The 15,580-nt window shown below is 59.3% G+C and carries 11 protein-coding genes; all 11 read right to left on the bottom strand.

Annotated features, from left to right (window positions below):
* Positions 1-135: 135 nt before the first annotated feature.
* The 11 genes from secA to mraY all read right to left on the bottom strand — a co-directional run bounded on the left by secA (position 136) and on the right by mraY (position 15,578).
* A complete protein-coding gene (secA, locus tag FDY93_RS11205) occupies positions 136-2,871 on the bottom strand; it encodes a preprotein translocase subunit SecA (RefSeq protein ID WP_138235837.1) in 2,736 nt (911 codons plus the stop codon).
* Between the two features lie 168 nt (positions 2,872-3,039).
* Positions 3,040-3,978: a M23 family metallopeptidase gene (locus FDY93_RS11200; RefSeq protein ID WP_138235836.1), complete on the bottom strand. Its 939-nt coding sequence runs from the start codon at positions 3,976-3,978 to the stop codon at positions 3,040-3,042.
* Positions 3,979-4,240: 262 nt separating this feature from the next.
* Positions 4,241-5,155, bottom strand: a complete 915-nt coding sequence (gene lpxC / locus FDY93_RS11195; protein WP_138235835.1) for a UDP-3-O-acyl-N-acetylglucosamine deacetylase — start codon at positions 5,153-5,155, stop codon at positions 4,241-4,243.
* Between the two features lie 457 nt (positions 5,156-5,612).
* Entirely contained in the window at positions 5,613-6,824 is a 1,212-nt protein-coding gene (gene ftsZ, locus FDY93_RS11190; RefSeq protein WP_138235834.1) for a cell division protein FtsZ, read from the bottom strand.
* 76 nt (positions 6,825-6,900) lie between these two features.
* Positions 6,901-8,139, bottom strand: a complete 1,239-nt coding sequence (gene ftsA / locus FDY93_RS11185; RefSeq protein ID WP_138235833.1) for a cell division protein FtsA — start codon at positions 8,137-8,139, stop codon at positions 6,901-6,903.
* Between the two features lie 239 nt (positions 8,140-8,378).
* Positions 8,379-9,209 (bottom strand): cell division protein FtsQ/DivIB, encoded by an 831-nt coding sequence (locus FDY93_RS11180; RefSeq protein ID WP_246068550.1) that lies wholly within the window; start codon positions 9,207-9,209, stop codon positions 8,379-8,381.
* Positions 9,210-9,227: 18 nt separating this feature from the next.
* Positions 9,228-10,685, bottom strand: a complete 1,458-nt coding sequence (murC, locus tag FDY93_RS11175; RefSeq protein ID WP_138235831.1) for a UDP-N-acetylmuramate--L-alanine ligase — start codon at positions 10,683-10,685, stop codon at positions 9,228-9,230.
* 43 nt (positions 10,686-10,728) lie between these two features.
* Positions 10,729-11,826 (bottom strand): undecaprenyldiphospho-muramoylpentapeptide beta-N-acetylglucosaminyltransferase, encoded by a 1,098-nt coding sequence (murG, locus tag FDY93_RS11170; RefSeq protein WP_138235990.1) that lies wholly within the window; start codon positions 11,824-11,826, stop codon positions 10,729-10,731.
* Positions 11,826-13,067 carry a putative lipid II flippase FtsW gene (gene ftsW / locus FDY93_RS11165; protein WP_138235830.1) on the bottom strand — a complete coding sequence of 414 codons (1,242 nt, stop codon included), beginning with the start codon at positions 13,065-13,067 and terminating at the stop codon, positions 11,826-11,828. The genes murG and ftsW overlap by 1 nt, the downstream gene beginning before the upstream one ends.
* Complete coding sequence (gene murD / locus FDY93_RS11160) at positions 13,060-14,457, bottom strand: UDP-N-acetylmuramoyl-L-alanine--D-glutamate ligase (RefSeq protein ID WP_138235829.1); 1,398 nt, start codon at positions 14,455-14,457, stop codon at positions 13,060-13,062. Before murD ends, ftsW begins: the two co-directional genes overlap by 8 nt.
* A 35-nt stretch (positions 14,458-14,492) precedes the next feature.
* Positions 14,493-15,578: a phospho-N-acetylmuramoyl-pentapeptide-transferase gene (gene mraY / locus FDY93_RS11155; protein ID WP_138235828.1), complete on the bottom strand. Its 1,086-nt coding sequence runs from the start codon at positions 15,576-15,578 to the stop codon at positions 14,493-14,495.
* Positions 15,579-15,580: the final 2 nt, after the last annotated feature.

The raw sequence follows: 15,580 nt of genomic DNA, 5'->3' as shown, positions 1-15,580 counted from the left end.
GCGCCAAACAAAAAGGCCCGCGGAAATCTCCGCGGGCCTTTTTTGAATGAAAAAGAACTTCTGAAAACGTAGCGAGCGGGCGGTTGGCAGCCTACCAGGACCGCCGGACACCGTCAGGCGCCTGCGCAGTAGTTTTCAGGTAGCAGAAGAAGTCAGCCTGCCGTGGCACTGCTTGTACTTTTTGCCGGAACCACAGGGGCAGGGGTCGTTGCGCCCGACGCGCGGGCCGCGGCGGGCCGGTTCGCCATCTGTGGCCTCTTCCGCCTGCGGCATGGCAGAGGCCTGCGCGTGTTGCAGCTCCAGCTGCTGGCGGCGCTGGGCTTCGATGCGGCGCTGCTCCATTTCTTCCATCTGCTCGCGGGTCATGGGCTCAACGTGAGCCAGCACACGCACCACTTCGTGCTTGAGGTTGTCCAGCAGCCCCTGGAACAGGTGGAAGGATTCGCGCTTGAATTCCTGTTTTGGGTTCTTGTTGGCATAGGCGCGCAGGCCGATACCGGCGCGCAGGTGATCCATGCTGGAGAGATGATCTTTCCACAACTGGTCCAGCACCTGCAACATGACCTGGCGCTCGATTGTTGGCATCAGGTTGGCGTCACCGGTACTTTCGGCAATGCGCGCAAGCTTCTGTTGGTAGGCCTGTTGTGCTTCTGTAACAATTTTTTCCCGCAGGCTTTCCTCGTGCAGGGTGCGGTCTTCGTCAAGCCACTGCTTGACCGGCAGTTGCAGACCCAGCTCCGACGCCAGCTGTTGCTCCAGCGCGGGGATGTCCCATTGCTCCTCCACACTCTGTGGCGGCACATAGGTGGAGATAAGGTCGTTTACCACATCCTCGCGGATGGCGGTGACGGTATCGCTGATGCTTTCTGCTTCCAGCAGCTCGTTGCGCTGAGAGTAGATGACCTGGCGCTGGTCGTTGGCGACGTCGTCGTACTCCAGCAGTTGCTTGCGGATGTCGAAGTTGCGGCCTTCCACCCGGCGCTGCGCCTTCTCGATGGCGTTGGAAACCATGCGGTGCTCAATGGCCTCGCCGCGCTCCATCCCCAGCATCTGCATGAAGTTCTTCACCCGGTCGGAGGCGAAGATGCGCATCAGGTTGTCTTCCAGAGACAAGTAGAAACGGGTCATCCCCGGGTCGCCCTGACGGCCAGCGCGGCCGCGCAGCTGGTTGTCGATACGACGGGACTCGTGCCGTTCGGTGCCGATGATGTGCAGGCCACCGGCCTCAATGACGGTATCGTGGCGCTTCTGCCACTCGGCCTTGATCGCCGCGATTTCCTCGGCGTTGGCTTCACGGCCTTCGCGTTGTTGCAGGTCTTCAACATCCGCTTCCCAGTTGCCGCCGAGTACGATGTCGGTGCCGCGACCGGCCATGTTAGTGGCGATGGTCACAGTCCCCGGGCGACCAGCCTGGGCGATGATGTGCGCCTCACGCTCGTGGTATTTGGCGTTCAGCACCTGGTGTTCGATCTTGGCCTTCTGCAGCAGGCGCGACATTTCCTCGGAGGTTTCAATGGACGCGGTGCCTACCAGTATCGGGGCGTTTTTCTCGCGGCAGTATTTGATGTCCTCAATAATGGCCTCGAGCTTTTCTTCCTTGGTGAGGTATACCAGGTCGTTGAGGTCCTGCCGCTGCTTTTCGCGATTGGTGGGGATGACTACGACGTCGAGACCGTAGATCTGACGGAATTCAAAAGCTTCGGTATCCGCGGTACCGGTCATACCGGCGAGTTTTGGATAGAAGCGGAACAGGTTCTGGAAGGTAGTGGAGGCCAGGGTCTGGCTCTCGCTCTGGATCTGCACGTTTTCCTTCGCTTCCAGCGCCTGGTGCAGGCCCTCGGACAGGCGGCGGCCAGGCATGGTACGGCCGGTGTGTTCGTCGATCAGCACCACCTGACCGTTCTGCACGATGTAGTCCACATCCTTGTTGAACAGCACATGGGCGCGCAGAGCGGCGTTGACGTGGTGCATAAGCCCCAGGTTGCCCGGCGCATACAGGGATTCACCGTCGCGCAGCAGGCCGTTGCGCACCAGCAGGTCTTCGACCAGTTGGTGTCCGTCTTCGGTCATTTCCACCTGGCGGCTCTTCTCATCCACGGTGTAATGACCTTCACCACCTTCCTCCGCGCGCTGCAACTGCGGCACCAGCTTGTTCATGGCCCTGTACAGGTGTGAGGAATCCTCCGCCTGACCGGAAATGATCAGCGGTGTGCGCGCCTCGTCGATCAGGATGGAGTCCACCTCATCGACGATGGCGAAATTCTGCGGGCGCTGAACCCGGTCTTCCTTGCGCAGCACCATGTTGTCGCGCAGGTAGTCGAAGCCGAATTCATTATTGGTACCGTAAGTGATGTCCGCCTCGTAGGCCGCACGCTTCTCCAGTGGATGTTGCTGGGACACCACGATACCCACAGTGAGGCCGAGGAACTCGTATACAGGGCGCATCCAGTTGGCGTCGCGACTGGCGAGGTAGTCATTCACGGTCACAATGTGCACGCCCTTACCTTCCAGCGCGTTGAGGTAAGCAGGCAGGGTCGCCACCAGAGTTTTACCCTCACCGGTGCGCATTTCTGCGATGCGACCTTCGTGCAGGGTCATACCACCGATCATCTGCACGTCGAAGTGACGCAGTCCCAGGGTACGGGCGCTGGCCTCGCGCACGGCGGAAAATGCCTCCGGAAGCAGCTGATCCAGTGTTTCGCCTTTCTCCAGACGCGCTCTGAATTCATCGGTCTTGGCTTTCAGCGCGGCGTCGTCGAGCCCTTTGTATTCCTCTTCCAGCGCATTGATTTTCGCCACGGCCTTGCGCATGCGCTTGAGTTCGCGGTCATTTTTTGAGCCGAAGACCGTCTTTATCAGTTTGCCAATCATTATTCAGAAACCACATTAAAGCTGAGTGTACCCGCGCTCCCGGCGCTTGGGGCCGCGTGAAAGGGTGCAAGTAAACAGGAAGGTGCCGGGCGCCGCAACCGTATAGGAAACTGCGGGCGCCAAAGCAGGATTGCAAGCCTCCTGCCGCGCAATGATAGAGAATAGTTGTTATCTGCCGGTGCGGCGGATATAGGTGGCGGGGTCTACCGGGCGGTTGTTTTTGTAGACTTCGAAATGAACATGCGGGCCAGTGGAGCGGCCACTGGAACCCATCAGAGCGATAACCTGGCCTTTCTTGACCACATCACCCAACTTCACCTTGAGTTCACTGTTGTGTCCATAGCGGGTTTTGTAGCCGTTGCCGTGGTTGATTTCCACCAGCTGGCCGTAGCCGTTGCGGTCTTCCGCCCAAGTCACTACACCCGCGGCCACGGACACGACGTCGGAGCCGCTCTTGCCGGCAAAATCCACCCCCTTGTGCCAGGAGCGGCGGCCACTGAACGGGTCGGTGCGATAGCCATAGCGGGACGACATCCAACCGCGGGAAATGGGGCGACCGGCAATAAACTGCTCGTCCTGTAACTGGCGGTTCGACAGCAGGGTATCCAGGGTGGTGAGCTGCATCTGGCGGTCTTCGATCTGATCCGACAGTTCGCCGATCGCCGCAAGGAATTCCGGAGGCTGGTATGGCAGATCGCCGGCACCGGTAATACCCGGATCTTCCGGACCGCCCACGGCAGGCGTGCTGCCAAACTGGAACTCGCCTTCGTCCATCTTGGCCAGAGTGGTGAGGCGCTCGCCGAGAGCATCGAGACGGGTAAGGCGCGCCTGCATTTCCGCCAGTTTGACGGTCAGCGCAGTGAGCTGTTCGCGGGCCTGGCGGTCGGCCTCGCTGATATCTTCCTGTTGCTTGCGCAGGGCTTTGTTCCAGGCTTTTACTGCGCGGGAATCGAAGACATCGGACTCCGCCGCCGGCAAGTTGACGCCAATCCACAGCGCGCCGACGGGCAGACCAAGCAGGCAGAGGCTGAGCAGGGCTTTGCTCAGTCCACCAAAATTGAAGCTGCGGGAGATTCCTCCGCGCTCACTGACCAGAATTACTTTCATATCAGGCGTGCTAGATCTGCGACATTTTGTTGTTGTCTTGCTTGCTCACCGGATTCGGGCTGTTCTCCCCATCCGGCGCCGGGCTGTCGCGTCCTGCTGCGCCCCTGGCCATCCTGTTGGCCTGATGCCGCCAATGTAACAGCAATTGGCAACACAAAAAGTTTACAAACGCACAATTCCGCACAAGGGTCACATTGCACGGCAAGTACGAAAAATAATTGTGTAAAAAAGCCGGCAGTTGGGTGCCGGCTTTACTGATTGTTTACACCGCCAGGATCGGTTTGACGTATGAGATTGGCGCCTCTTCCTGCTCGCCTTCAAACGTCACCATTTCCCAGGCGTCTTCCTGCGCCATCAGGGTGCGCAGAGACTTATTGTTCAGCGCGTGGCCGGATTTGAACGCCTTGAACTCACCGATGACACTGGTACCCAGCAGGTACAGGTCGCCGATGGCATCGAGAATCTTGTGCTTTACGAATTCGTCTTCGTAGCGCAGACCGCCTTCGTTGAGGATCCGGTACTGATCGATCACGATCGCGTTGTCCACACTGCCACCCTGGACCAGACCCTTGGAGCGCAGGTACTCGATTTCATGCATGAAGCCAAAGGTGCGCGCGCGGCTCACTTCCTTCACGAAGGAGGTGCTGGAAAAGTCCACGGAGGATGTCAGATTGCGGCCCTGGAACACCGGGTGGTCGAAGTCAATGGTGAAAGACACCTTGAAGCCGTTGAATGGCAGGAAGCTGGCAACCTTGTCCCCCTCTTCTACGGTAACCGGCTTCTTGATCCGCAGGAATTTCTTTGGCGCGGCCTGCTCCTGAATACCCGCAGACTGGATAAGGAAAACAAATGGACCGGCACTGCCGTCCATGATCGGTACTTCCTGAGCAGAAAGTTCGACAATCGCATTGTCGATACCCAGCCCCGCCATCGCAGACAACAGATGTTCAACAGTGGCGATGCGCACGTCGCCCTTCACCAGCGTGGTGGAAAGCAGGGTGTCGCCCACGTTTTCAGCACGCGCTTCAATCTCAACTACCGGATCCAGATCGACCCGACGGAACACGATGCCGCTATTGACTGGCGCCGGCTTCAGAGTCAGAACAACCTTTTTACCGGTGTGCAGACCAACGCCAGTGGCGCGAATGGCATTTTTGAGAGTGCGCTGTTTGATCATCTATATCCAGGTTCCCAAGTCGGTAAACTGCGCACAGGTCGCAGCGAGCCGGCAATAATAACAGAAAACTACCGCCAAAACCACAGATACAACTTCAGTCATATCCAGGGGTCTGGCCAGGCGAATCCGCCTCTGATTTTACAAGCATAGCCCAGCGCGAAGACTGCAACGCCAAACCAGCGCGCTGAGCTGTCATTTATTGTACGCGTCTGTCGGTTTTCCGAAGGTTAACAAGTGTTAACTTTTGCCAAAAAACCTGCCAGTCACCGAGTATTTTCCATGGCGCCCCTGAATTTCGCCTGAACATTGAGCTTCCCTGCATGCATAACTTCTTCCTGACCCAGCGGAACCGTTTATCCGGGCGATCGGTTCCGCACCCGAAAAGGAGGGCGGAGACCCGGCCTTGCGGCCGGGAGAAGACATGAGCAGATGTTCCGCCCCCACTCCCCGGGGCGGATCAGTCAGCCTGACGGCGCAGAAACGCGGGAATATCCAGGTATTCCATGTCCTGATCCGGGTTCAGCGGCGGCATTGAACGCGGCTTGCGCTCACTGTCCATACGGTTCGCGCGCAGCTCCTGCTGAACTTCCCGGGTTGGCTCCGCGTTACTTACCGGACGCATGGTCTCGCGGGTCTCCGCGCGGCGCGCGCTGGTGTTATCCACCACTTTGGTGGGGCGAGCCACCTGCGCGGTCGCTTCGCCGAGACCGGCGGCAACCACGGTTACGCGCATCTCGTCGCCCAGCTTGTCGTCCACTGCGGTACCGATCACCACGGTGGCGTCGTCGGAGGCAATTTCCTGCACAATCTGCCCAACTTCTGAGTATTCACCCAGGGTCAGCTCCTGACAGCCGCCTTCCTCGCTACCGGTGATGATGTTCACCAGGATGCCGCGCGCGCCCTGCAGGTTAACGTTGTCCAGCAGCGGGCTGCGCACCGCTTTCTCCGCCGCTTCGCGGGCGCGGTTCTCACCTACGGCAGCGCCGGAACCCATCATCGCCATCCCCATTTCGGACATGACGGTGCGCACATCGGCGAAGTCCACGTTCATGATGCCCGGGCGGATCATCAGATCGGCGATCCCCTGGACCGCGCCCAGCAGCACATTGTCCGCCTCCTTGTAGGCGGCCTTCATGGTGATCTTGTTGCCGAGTACTTCCAGCAGGCGATCGTTGGGAATGGTGATCAGGGAGTCCACCTTGTCGCGGAGCTCGAGGATGCCCTCTTCCGCCACGGTCGCGCGTTTGCGGCCCTCGATCATGAACGGACGGGTAACCACCGCAACGGTGAGGATGCCCAGATCCTTGGCAATTTCCGCCACGATCGGAGCGCCGCCGGTTCCGGTGCCGCCGCCCATGCCGGCGGTGATGAAAACCATATCCGCACCGGTCAGCACTTCGGCGATGCGCTCGCGATCTTCCAGTGCGGACTGGCGACCCACATCCGGGTTGGCACCGGCACCCAGACCGCGGGTAATGGTGTTCCCCAGTTGCAGAATGGTGTGCGCCTGCACATCTTTCAGCGCCTGCGCGTCGGTGTTAGCACAGATAAAATCCACACCGTCGACATCGCACGCGATCATGTGCTTGACGGCGTTGCCGCCACCGCCACCCACACCGATCACCTTGATGACAGGCTTGTCCTGTACGCTATCTACGAGTTCGAACATTGCTGTTCCCCTTTTTTGCTCATGTCCAAATTTAATTATCGATCCCGGTAATTATTTTCCGCCCAAAGGCATCGCGTTAAAGATTGCCTCTGAACCAGTGTTTCACCTTGTCCCACCACTGATTTTCATTGCGCACTTCGCCGCGCGGGCGACTGCGTTTGTTCTCTTCCGATTTCAGCGCATACATCAGCAGACCAACGCCAGTGGAATAAATCGGATTGCTGACAATGTCGGTCAAACCGGCAATGCCCTGGGGTACCGCGAGACGCACCGGCATATGAAAAATTTCCTCGGCCAGTTCCACAGCCCCTTCCATTTTCGATGAGCCGCCAGTGAGCACGATGCCCGCTGCACACAGGTCTTCGAAACCGCTGCGGCGCAATTCCGCCTGCACCAATGTGAACAGCTCGTCGTAGCGGGGTTCCACCACTTCCGCCAACGCCTGGCGGGACAGGTCCCGCGGTGCGCGGTCGCCCACGCTTGGCACCTTGATGGTTTCCCCTTCCCGTGCCAGCTTGGCAAGTGCACAGGCATACTTGATTTTCAGTTCTTCCGCATGCGGTGTCGGTGTGCGCAACGCCATGGCGATGTCGTTGGTCACCTGATCGCCGGCAATGGGGATAACACCGGTGTGGCGGATGGAGCCGCCGGTAAACACCGCGATATCAGTGGTGCCACCACCGATGTCCACCATGCATACACCCAGTTCTTTTTCATCATCCGTCAACACCGCGTAGCTCGAAGCCAGCTGCTCAAGGATGATGTCTTCCACTTCCAGACCGCAGCGGCGAATGCACTTCTCGATATTTTGCGCTGCATTGACCGCACCGCTGACCAAATGCACCTTGGCTTCCAGGCGCACCCCAGACATGCCCAACGGCTCCTTCACCCCTTCCTGACTGTCGATCAGGTATTCCTGCGGCAGGGTGTGCAGGATCTTTTGATCCGCGGGAATAGCCACCGCACGCGCAGCGTCTATTACACGATCCAGATCCTGCTGGGTAACTTCGCGGTCCTTGATCGCCACGATGCCGTGGCTGTTCAAACTGCGGATATGGCTGCCGGCAATGCCGGCGTAGACAGAGTGAATCTCGCATCCCGCCATCAGCTCCGCTTCCTCAACCGCGCGCTGGATGGATTGCACTGTGGATTCGATATTCACCACCACGCCCCGCTTCATACCGGTCGAGCGGTGGGAGCCGATACCGACGATATTCAGTTCGCCGTTACCGGTCACCTCACCGACAATCGCCACGACCTTGGATGTACCGATATCCAGACCGACGACCATGCGTGGTTCCGTTGTTTGTGTCATTGAATTTTCAACCTCGCTGGACAGTCACTCCGATCCACATATGCCATGTCGGATCAGGGGAAAACCCACCTTTTTATCTACCTGTTTTATTGGGCACATCTAAAAATCTACTGCGCGTTCGCCTGACGGCGCCCGGCGGTGCTCGGCATGCTCATGTATGCGCTATACACTCCGCTGCCTCCGCTCCGGCGGCCACCGCCAGCCAACCGCTCGCTACGATTTTTAGAGGCACCCAGTTGTCAGTTTTCTGTTTTGTCTTTTTCTTTCCACTGCACCGCAACTGCATTGTTGTAACGGGTATCCACCCCGGCCACTTTCTGCAGATGCGGCGCCAGTACGCCGCGGGTCAGACGCAGGAAGCGGCCTACCCGCTCCAGCAATTCGTCGTGCCCCAGTTGCAAGCGAATACCGCTTACCAGTTCCAGCTGCCAGCCCGACAGATCGTCGAATGACAGGCGGCGCACTTCCATATCCTTGGTGGTCAAAAGCCCGGCCAGCGCCTGGTACTGGGCCATAATGCGTTCCACCAGCTCCGCGTCGCCGGCAAGCTCCGGCAAGCGCAGGTTTTTTAAATTTTCAGGTCGCGGCAGCAATTCGCCGCTCGCAATCAACAACTGATCTCCGCCCCAAATTGCCAGCGGTTCGGCTTCCTCTACCGCCACCTCGACACCGTTTGGCCAGCGCCGGCTCACCGCCGCGTTCACGATCCACGGATTACTCAACAGCGCTGCACGCATGCCGTCGATATCCAATGAAAAAAAACCGCGCTGCAAATACGGCAGCAATATATCTTCCACTTCCTGTTCGGTTACCGCGCGGAACGGGGCCTTCACCCGCACATTTTCCAGCGCATCCACCCGGCTGAGTTCCGCGGCGGGCACCTGCTGCCAAAGCCAGCGTGCGCTGTAGCCGACACCCGCCGCCACCGTCAGCAAAAACACCCCCAGCAGTACCACGCGCAGCGGTCTTAATGGAGGCTCCGCATTCGGGTCAGGCCGTGCCCGCGCGCCGCGCAGTGCCGGTTTACCTTTTGCCTGTTTCTGTCGTTGCGACGGTTTTTCTCTGGCCACAATATTGTTTCGACTGCGTTATTTCCCGGAGCCGGCTTTATCGCCCAGCTGCCATTCCGCCAGTTGCTGCGCGAGTCCACCCACGTTGCCAGCACCTTGAGTCAGTACTATGTCACCAGGCTCCAGAAGGTCCGCAAGAATCGGCGGTACCTCATCCACTTTTTCCACAAAAATCGGATCGATCTGGCCGCGGTTGCGAATACTGCGCGCCAGTGTGCGGCCGTCTGCGCCGGGAATCACTGCTTCGCCCGCGCTATATACATCCAGCAACACCAGTTTGTCGACCTGAGAAAGAACCTGAACGAAGTCCTCAAACAGATCGCGGGTACGCGTGTAGCGGTGCGGCTGGTACACCATGACCAGACGGCGCTCAGGCCAGCCGTCGCGGACGGTTTTTATGGTCGCGGCCACTTCCCGCGGGTGGTGACCGTAGTCGTCCACCAGCATGACTTTTTCCGCGGCGGCGTCATCGCTGACCGGGTACTCACCGTAGATCTGGAAGCGGCGGCCAACCCCCTGGAATCCTTTCAGTCCCTCGCAGATGGCCGCATCGCTGATACCTTCTTCGCTCGCCACGGCGATGGCGGCAGTGGCATTCAGCACATTGTGAATACCGGGCACGTTGACGCAAACATCCAGTGCGCTGCCATCGGGACGCTGCACAGTGAAGAAACTGCGCAGCGGCTCCTGACGCACATCGCTGATGCGGAAGTCGTTGCCTTCGTCGAAACCGTACGTAGTCACCGGGCGCGCCATTTTCGGAATAACTGACTGCACATTGGCATCGTCACCGCACACCACCGCGAGGCCGTAAAACGGCAGGTTGTGAATAAAGTCGATGAAGATCTGCTTTACCTTCTCGAAATCACCACCATAGGTTTCCATGTGGTCTGCATCAATATTCGTCACCACCGTGACCATCGGTTGCAGATGCAGGAAAGAAGCATCGCTCTCGTCCGCCTCCGCGATCAGGTAACGGCCCTCTCCCAGCGCGGCATTGGCGCCGGCACTGTTCACCAGCCCGCCGATAACAAACGTCGGGTCTTTGCCGTCTGCGGCAAATATGGAGGCGATCAGGCTGGTCGTGGTGGTCTTGCCGTGGGTGCCCGCTACCGCAATGCCATAGCGGTAGCGCATCAGTTCACCCAGCATTTCCGCGCGGCGCACCACCGGAATACGATTTTCCCGCGCCGCAACCAGTTCCGGGTTATTGCCGTAGACCGCCGAAGAGTTCACCACGACATCCACATCGCGAATGTTCTCTGCGGTATGGCCGATCTGCACCTTGACGCCCAGGCTGCGCAAACGCTCGGTGACCTTGCTCTCGCGCAGGTCCGACCCTGACACCTCGTACCCCTGGTTCTGCAAGACTTCGGCGATGCCGCTCATGCCCGCACCACCTACACCGATAAAGTGAATGCGGCGGATACGGCGCATGGCCGGCACCTGGTAATTACTGTCGCCGTGGTCACTCATCGTCTTTCCGCCACTGGTTTGGTTCTGAATTTCGCGAGACATATCAACACCCCATCTGTTCGCGACACACCGCCAACACGCGGTCGGTGGCGTCCGGCCGGGCGACGCCGCGCGCGGCCTCTGCCATGGCCAATAATTTTTCCGGAGCGGCAAACAAATCTTCCAGCAATGCTGCCAGCTGGTCCGCGTCCAGCGCGTCCTGCTGAATCACTTTTGCTGCACCCGCCTGTTGTAACCACTCGCCATTTTTGGTCTGGTGATCGTCGATGGCGAAAGGGAAAGGCACCATAATGGCACCCACACCGGCCGCTGCAATTTCCGAAACCGTCAGTGCGCCGGAGCGACAGATCACCAAGTCTGCCTGACCGTAGGCCGCCGCCATATCCGCAATAAACGGCACAACTTCTGCTTCCACACCGGCGCGCTCGTACGCTTCTTTCGCTACATCCAGATGGCGCTGACCGGCCTGGTGCAAAACGTATGGACGTTTGGACAGATCCATTTTGGCCAGCGCCTGCGGCACCAGCTCATTGATGGCAACAGCGCCCAGACTTCCACCCAGCACCAATAACCGCAGCGGCTGCTGCTTGCCCACCCGCTCCGCCGGCGCCGGAAGCGCGGAAATTTCCGCGCGCACCGGATTGCCCACCTGCTGCGCCGACGGCAATCCACTAGGGAAAGCTTCCAGTACGCGGCTGGCTATTTTGGCCAGCAGGCGGTTGGTAGTGCCCGCCACAGCATTCTGCTCGTGAATAATCAGCGGTATGCCGCCGAGCCGTGCCGCTACACCGCCCGGACCTGTAGCAAAACCACCAAACCCCAGCACCGCATCGGGCTTTACCACTTTCACCACATTGCGGGCCTGCCAAATGGCGCGGCTGATCTGCAGAGGGGCCTTCAGCAGTGCCGCGGAACCTTTGCCGCGTACACCTTCCACGGTAATGCAGTGCAGCGGAATATCCGCCGCCGGAATCAATTGCGATTCGATACCGCGCATGGTGCCGAGCCATTCCACCGAAGCGCCCTGCGCCTGCAGTGCTTTCGCTACCGCGAGCGCGGGGAAAACATGACCACCGGTGCCGCCGGCCATCACCAGAAATTTCTTGCCCGCGAAGGGCTGTGCGTTGGCGGACTGCTCCATCACGCGGCCTCCCCGGTTTTTCTCTCGCCTTTTCTATCGCCCAGTTGTAGAGGATTGAAGATCGGCAACTGGCGGATTTTGCCGAGGCTGTCTTCGTCTGCCTCGACCTCGCTGTTCAATTCATTTTGCGCGCGCCAGGCGAGCGCAAATAATGCAAAGCACACCACCAGGCTGGAACCGCCGGAACTGACAAATGGCAGGGTCAGCCCCTTGGTGGGCAGAAGTCCCGAGGCCACCCCCATATTCACAAATGCCTGCCCAGCCAATAGCACCGCGATGCCAAACAGCAGCAGCGCGGTAAAAAACGCCTGCTTCGCCAGCGCCTTGCGCACCAGTCGCAGCAGCGACCAGGTGAGTGCGGCATACAGGCCGATAACCACCAGGCCGCCAAGCATGCCCCACTCTTCCGCCAGAATTGCGAACACGAAATCCGTGTGCGCCTCCGGCAGGTAAAACAATTTCTGCACACTGTTCCCGAGCCCTACGCCGAACCACTCGCCGCGGCCGAAAGCAATCAGCGATTGCGTCAGCTGGTAACCGCCGGAAAACTGCTCGCCCCAAGGGTCGAGAAATGTGGTGAGACGCTGCAGTCGATAAGGGCTGATCAACGCCATCATCACCAGGCCGCAGGCCGCCAGACCAACCAGCAAAAAGGTGTGCGGCAGGCGCGCACCGGCGAGAAACACCATCGCCAGCGCAGTGCCGGAAATCACCACCACGGAGCCGAAGTCCGGTTCCAGCAATAGCAGCAAGGCCACCACTCCCAGTACGGAAATGGGGATCATGAAACTGCTCCAGTGACGCAGTTTTTCATTGCGCCGGGTGAGAAAACTGGCAAAAAACACCAGACAGCAAAACTTGGCGATCTCTGCGGGCTGGACAGTAATCGGACCCAGTGCAATCCAGCGCATGCTGCCGTTGACCGAGCGCCCCACTCCGGGAATCAGCACCGCCAGTAACATGCCCAAAGCAAAGAACAGCAAGGTCCACGACAGGTTGGACCAGGTCGCCAGGGAAATCCGGCTCACCAGAAGCGCGCCAAACGCACCCGCGGCGAGAAACACCAGGTGACGCTTCAGGAAATACCAGGGATCACTGTACACATCCGCGGCAAACGCAATGGACGCGGACGCCACCATTACCACACCAATACTCGCCAGCGCGAACACACAGAACGGCAACACCCACGCAAATTCATCTATCGGCTCGTTCGCGGCCAACTTCAATGGTGCGTTACTCATGATGCGCACCTCCGCCGCCGGAAGATTGCACTAATGCACCGACTTCCGCGCGGAACACTTCGCCGCGGTGTTCAAAGTTGCGGAACATGTCAAAGCTCGCGCAGGCGGGCGACAGCAGCACGTAATCGCCGTCGCTGGCCAATGCTTTGGCTTTGGCAATGGCATCGCCCATGTTGCCTGCGGCCTGTTGCGACACCAGCCCCTCAAATACCGCGGCGATCTTCGGGCCATCGACACCGATAGTAACCAGCCCACGCAAGGCCCCCACGGCTTGCGCCAGCGGTGAAAAGTCCGCGCCCTTGCCGTCTCCCCCCGCAATCAATACGATCTTGCGCTCGCCATCGGCAAGGCCATCCAGCGCCGCGCGTGTCGCGCCCACATTGGTACCTTTGGAATCATTCACAAAGGTGATGCCATCCAGATCTGCCACCCGCTCGCAACGGTGCGCAAGACCGGCAAAAGTGCGCAGCACCTGGAGCATCGGCGCCATGGGTAGCCCCACCGCATGACCAAGAGCCAGCGCCGCCAATGCATTGGCCACGTTGTGGCTACCCACCATGGCCATTTCGCGCGCGGGCATCAGCTTTTCATGACCCTTTGTGAGCCAATGCTGACCGCCTTCACTAATCACGCCAAACTGCTTCAGATCCGGTGTATCCAGGCCGAAACTCCACTCTATGCTGTCGCGGGACAGCGGGCCGCGAGTCAGCGGATCGGCGCGGTTGATCACCATCTGGCGCGCGTGGCGATACACGCGCTGTTTGGCACGGTGGTAGGCGCCAAGATTTGGATAGCGGTCCATGTGGTCCGCGCTGATATTCAGGATCGTCGCCACTTCCGGCGCCAGGGAATAAGTGGTTTCCAGTTGAAAGCTGGAGAGCTCAAGTACAAACAGCTCCGGCAGCTCGGCCCCAGGCGCCAGAAATTCCAGCACTGGTACACCAATATTGCCGCCCACTTTTACATTTACGCCGGCGGCCTCGGCCATCAGCCCCATCAAGGTGGTCACCGTGCTCTTGCCATTGGAGCCAGTGATGGCAATCACTTTCGGTGTCGGCTCTACCTTGGCCAGCTCACGTGCAAACAGTTCGATATCACCCACCACCGGAATACCGGCGGCAACCGCCGCGGCGATCGCGGGTTCTGCCACGCCGATACCCGGACTGGCGATAATTTCACTTGCCGCGAGCAGGGTTTCCCGCTTCAACGGGCCACACTCTACCGCCACGCCCGGAAACTCCGTGCGAAAAGCTTCCAGCGCCGGCGGTGCCTCACGGCTGTCCAACACAACCGGAGAAATACCTCGGCTCAGCAGAAAGCGCACCACCGATTGCCCGGTAGCGCCCAGTCCGATCACCACTTTTTTCTCTGAGGTTGCGATGAGGTTCATTCGATCTGTTCTGTTTTCTTGACGTTCTGTTTTTCTCAGCGAAGTTTCAGGGTCGCGAGACCCGCCAGCACCAGTACCACGGTGATGATCCAGAAGCGCACGATCACCCGCGGCTCCGGCCAGCCTTTCAATTCAAAATGGTGGTGGAGTGGCGCCATGCGGAATATGCGTTTGCCAGTCAGCTTGAACGACGCCACCTGCAGGATCACGGAAACAGTTTCCATTACGAACACACCACCCATGATGAACAGTACGATTTCATGGCGGGTGATCACCGCAATGATGCCGAGCGCGGCACCCAGTGCCAGTGCGCCCACGTCACCCATGAAGACCTGCGCGGGATAGGTGTTGAACCACAGGAACCCAAGCCCGGCACCGCCCAGTGCCGCGCAGAACACCGCCAGTTCGCCTGCGCCGGAGATCGACGGAATATGCAGGTAAGTGGCGAATTCCACATGGCCCACCAGGTACGCGATTACGCCAAGAGCACCGCCGACCATCACCGACGGCATGATGGCGAGGCCGTCGAGCCCATCCGTGAGGTTCACCGCGTTACTGGAGCCCACCACCACGAAATAGGTGAGCAGAATGAACGCGACCGGTCCCAGATTGATCGCCACATCCTTGAAGAAAGGCACGAACAGCTGGGTTTCCGCCGGGGAAGTGGCGCTCATGTAGAGATAGATCGCCGCACCGAGGCCGGCGACCGACTGCCAGAAATATTTCCAGCGCGCGATCAGGCCGCGGGAATTTTTCTCCACCACTTTTTTGTAGTCGTCTACAAAGCCCACCGCACCGAACACGAAGGTCACCAGCAGGGTGACCCACACCAGGCGATTGCTGAGATCGGACCACAGCAGCGATGAGGAAAAAATCGCGGCGAGAATCAGAGTGCCACCCATGGTGGGCGTGCCGGATTTGCTCAGGTGCGACTGCGGACCATCGTCGCGCACCGCCTGACCAACCTGCAAACGATTGAGCCAGGTGATCATGCGCGGCCCCACCAGCAGGGAAATACCCAGCGCCGTCAGCGCGCTCAGGATCGCACGCACGGTGAGGTAGTCGAAGACCGCAAAGCCTTTTACGTATTGTTGTAGAAGTTCAGCCAACCAAAGCAGCATTG

Source organism: Microbulbifer harenosus, assembly GCF_005771435.1.
Classification (GTDB): domain Bacteria; phylum Pseudomonadota; class Gammaproteobacteria; order Pseudomonadales; family Cellvibrionaceae; genus Microbulbifer; species Microbulbifer harenosus.
The sequence above is the reverse complement of the archived record's forward strand: the minus strand, read 5'-3'. Positions and strand labels throughout refer to the sequence as shown.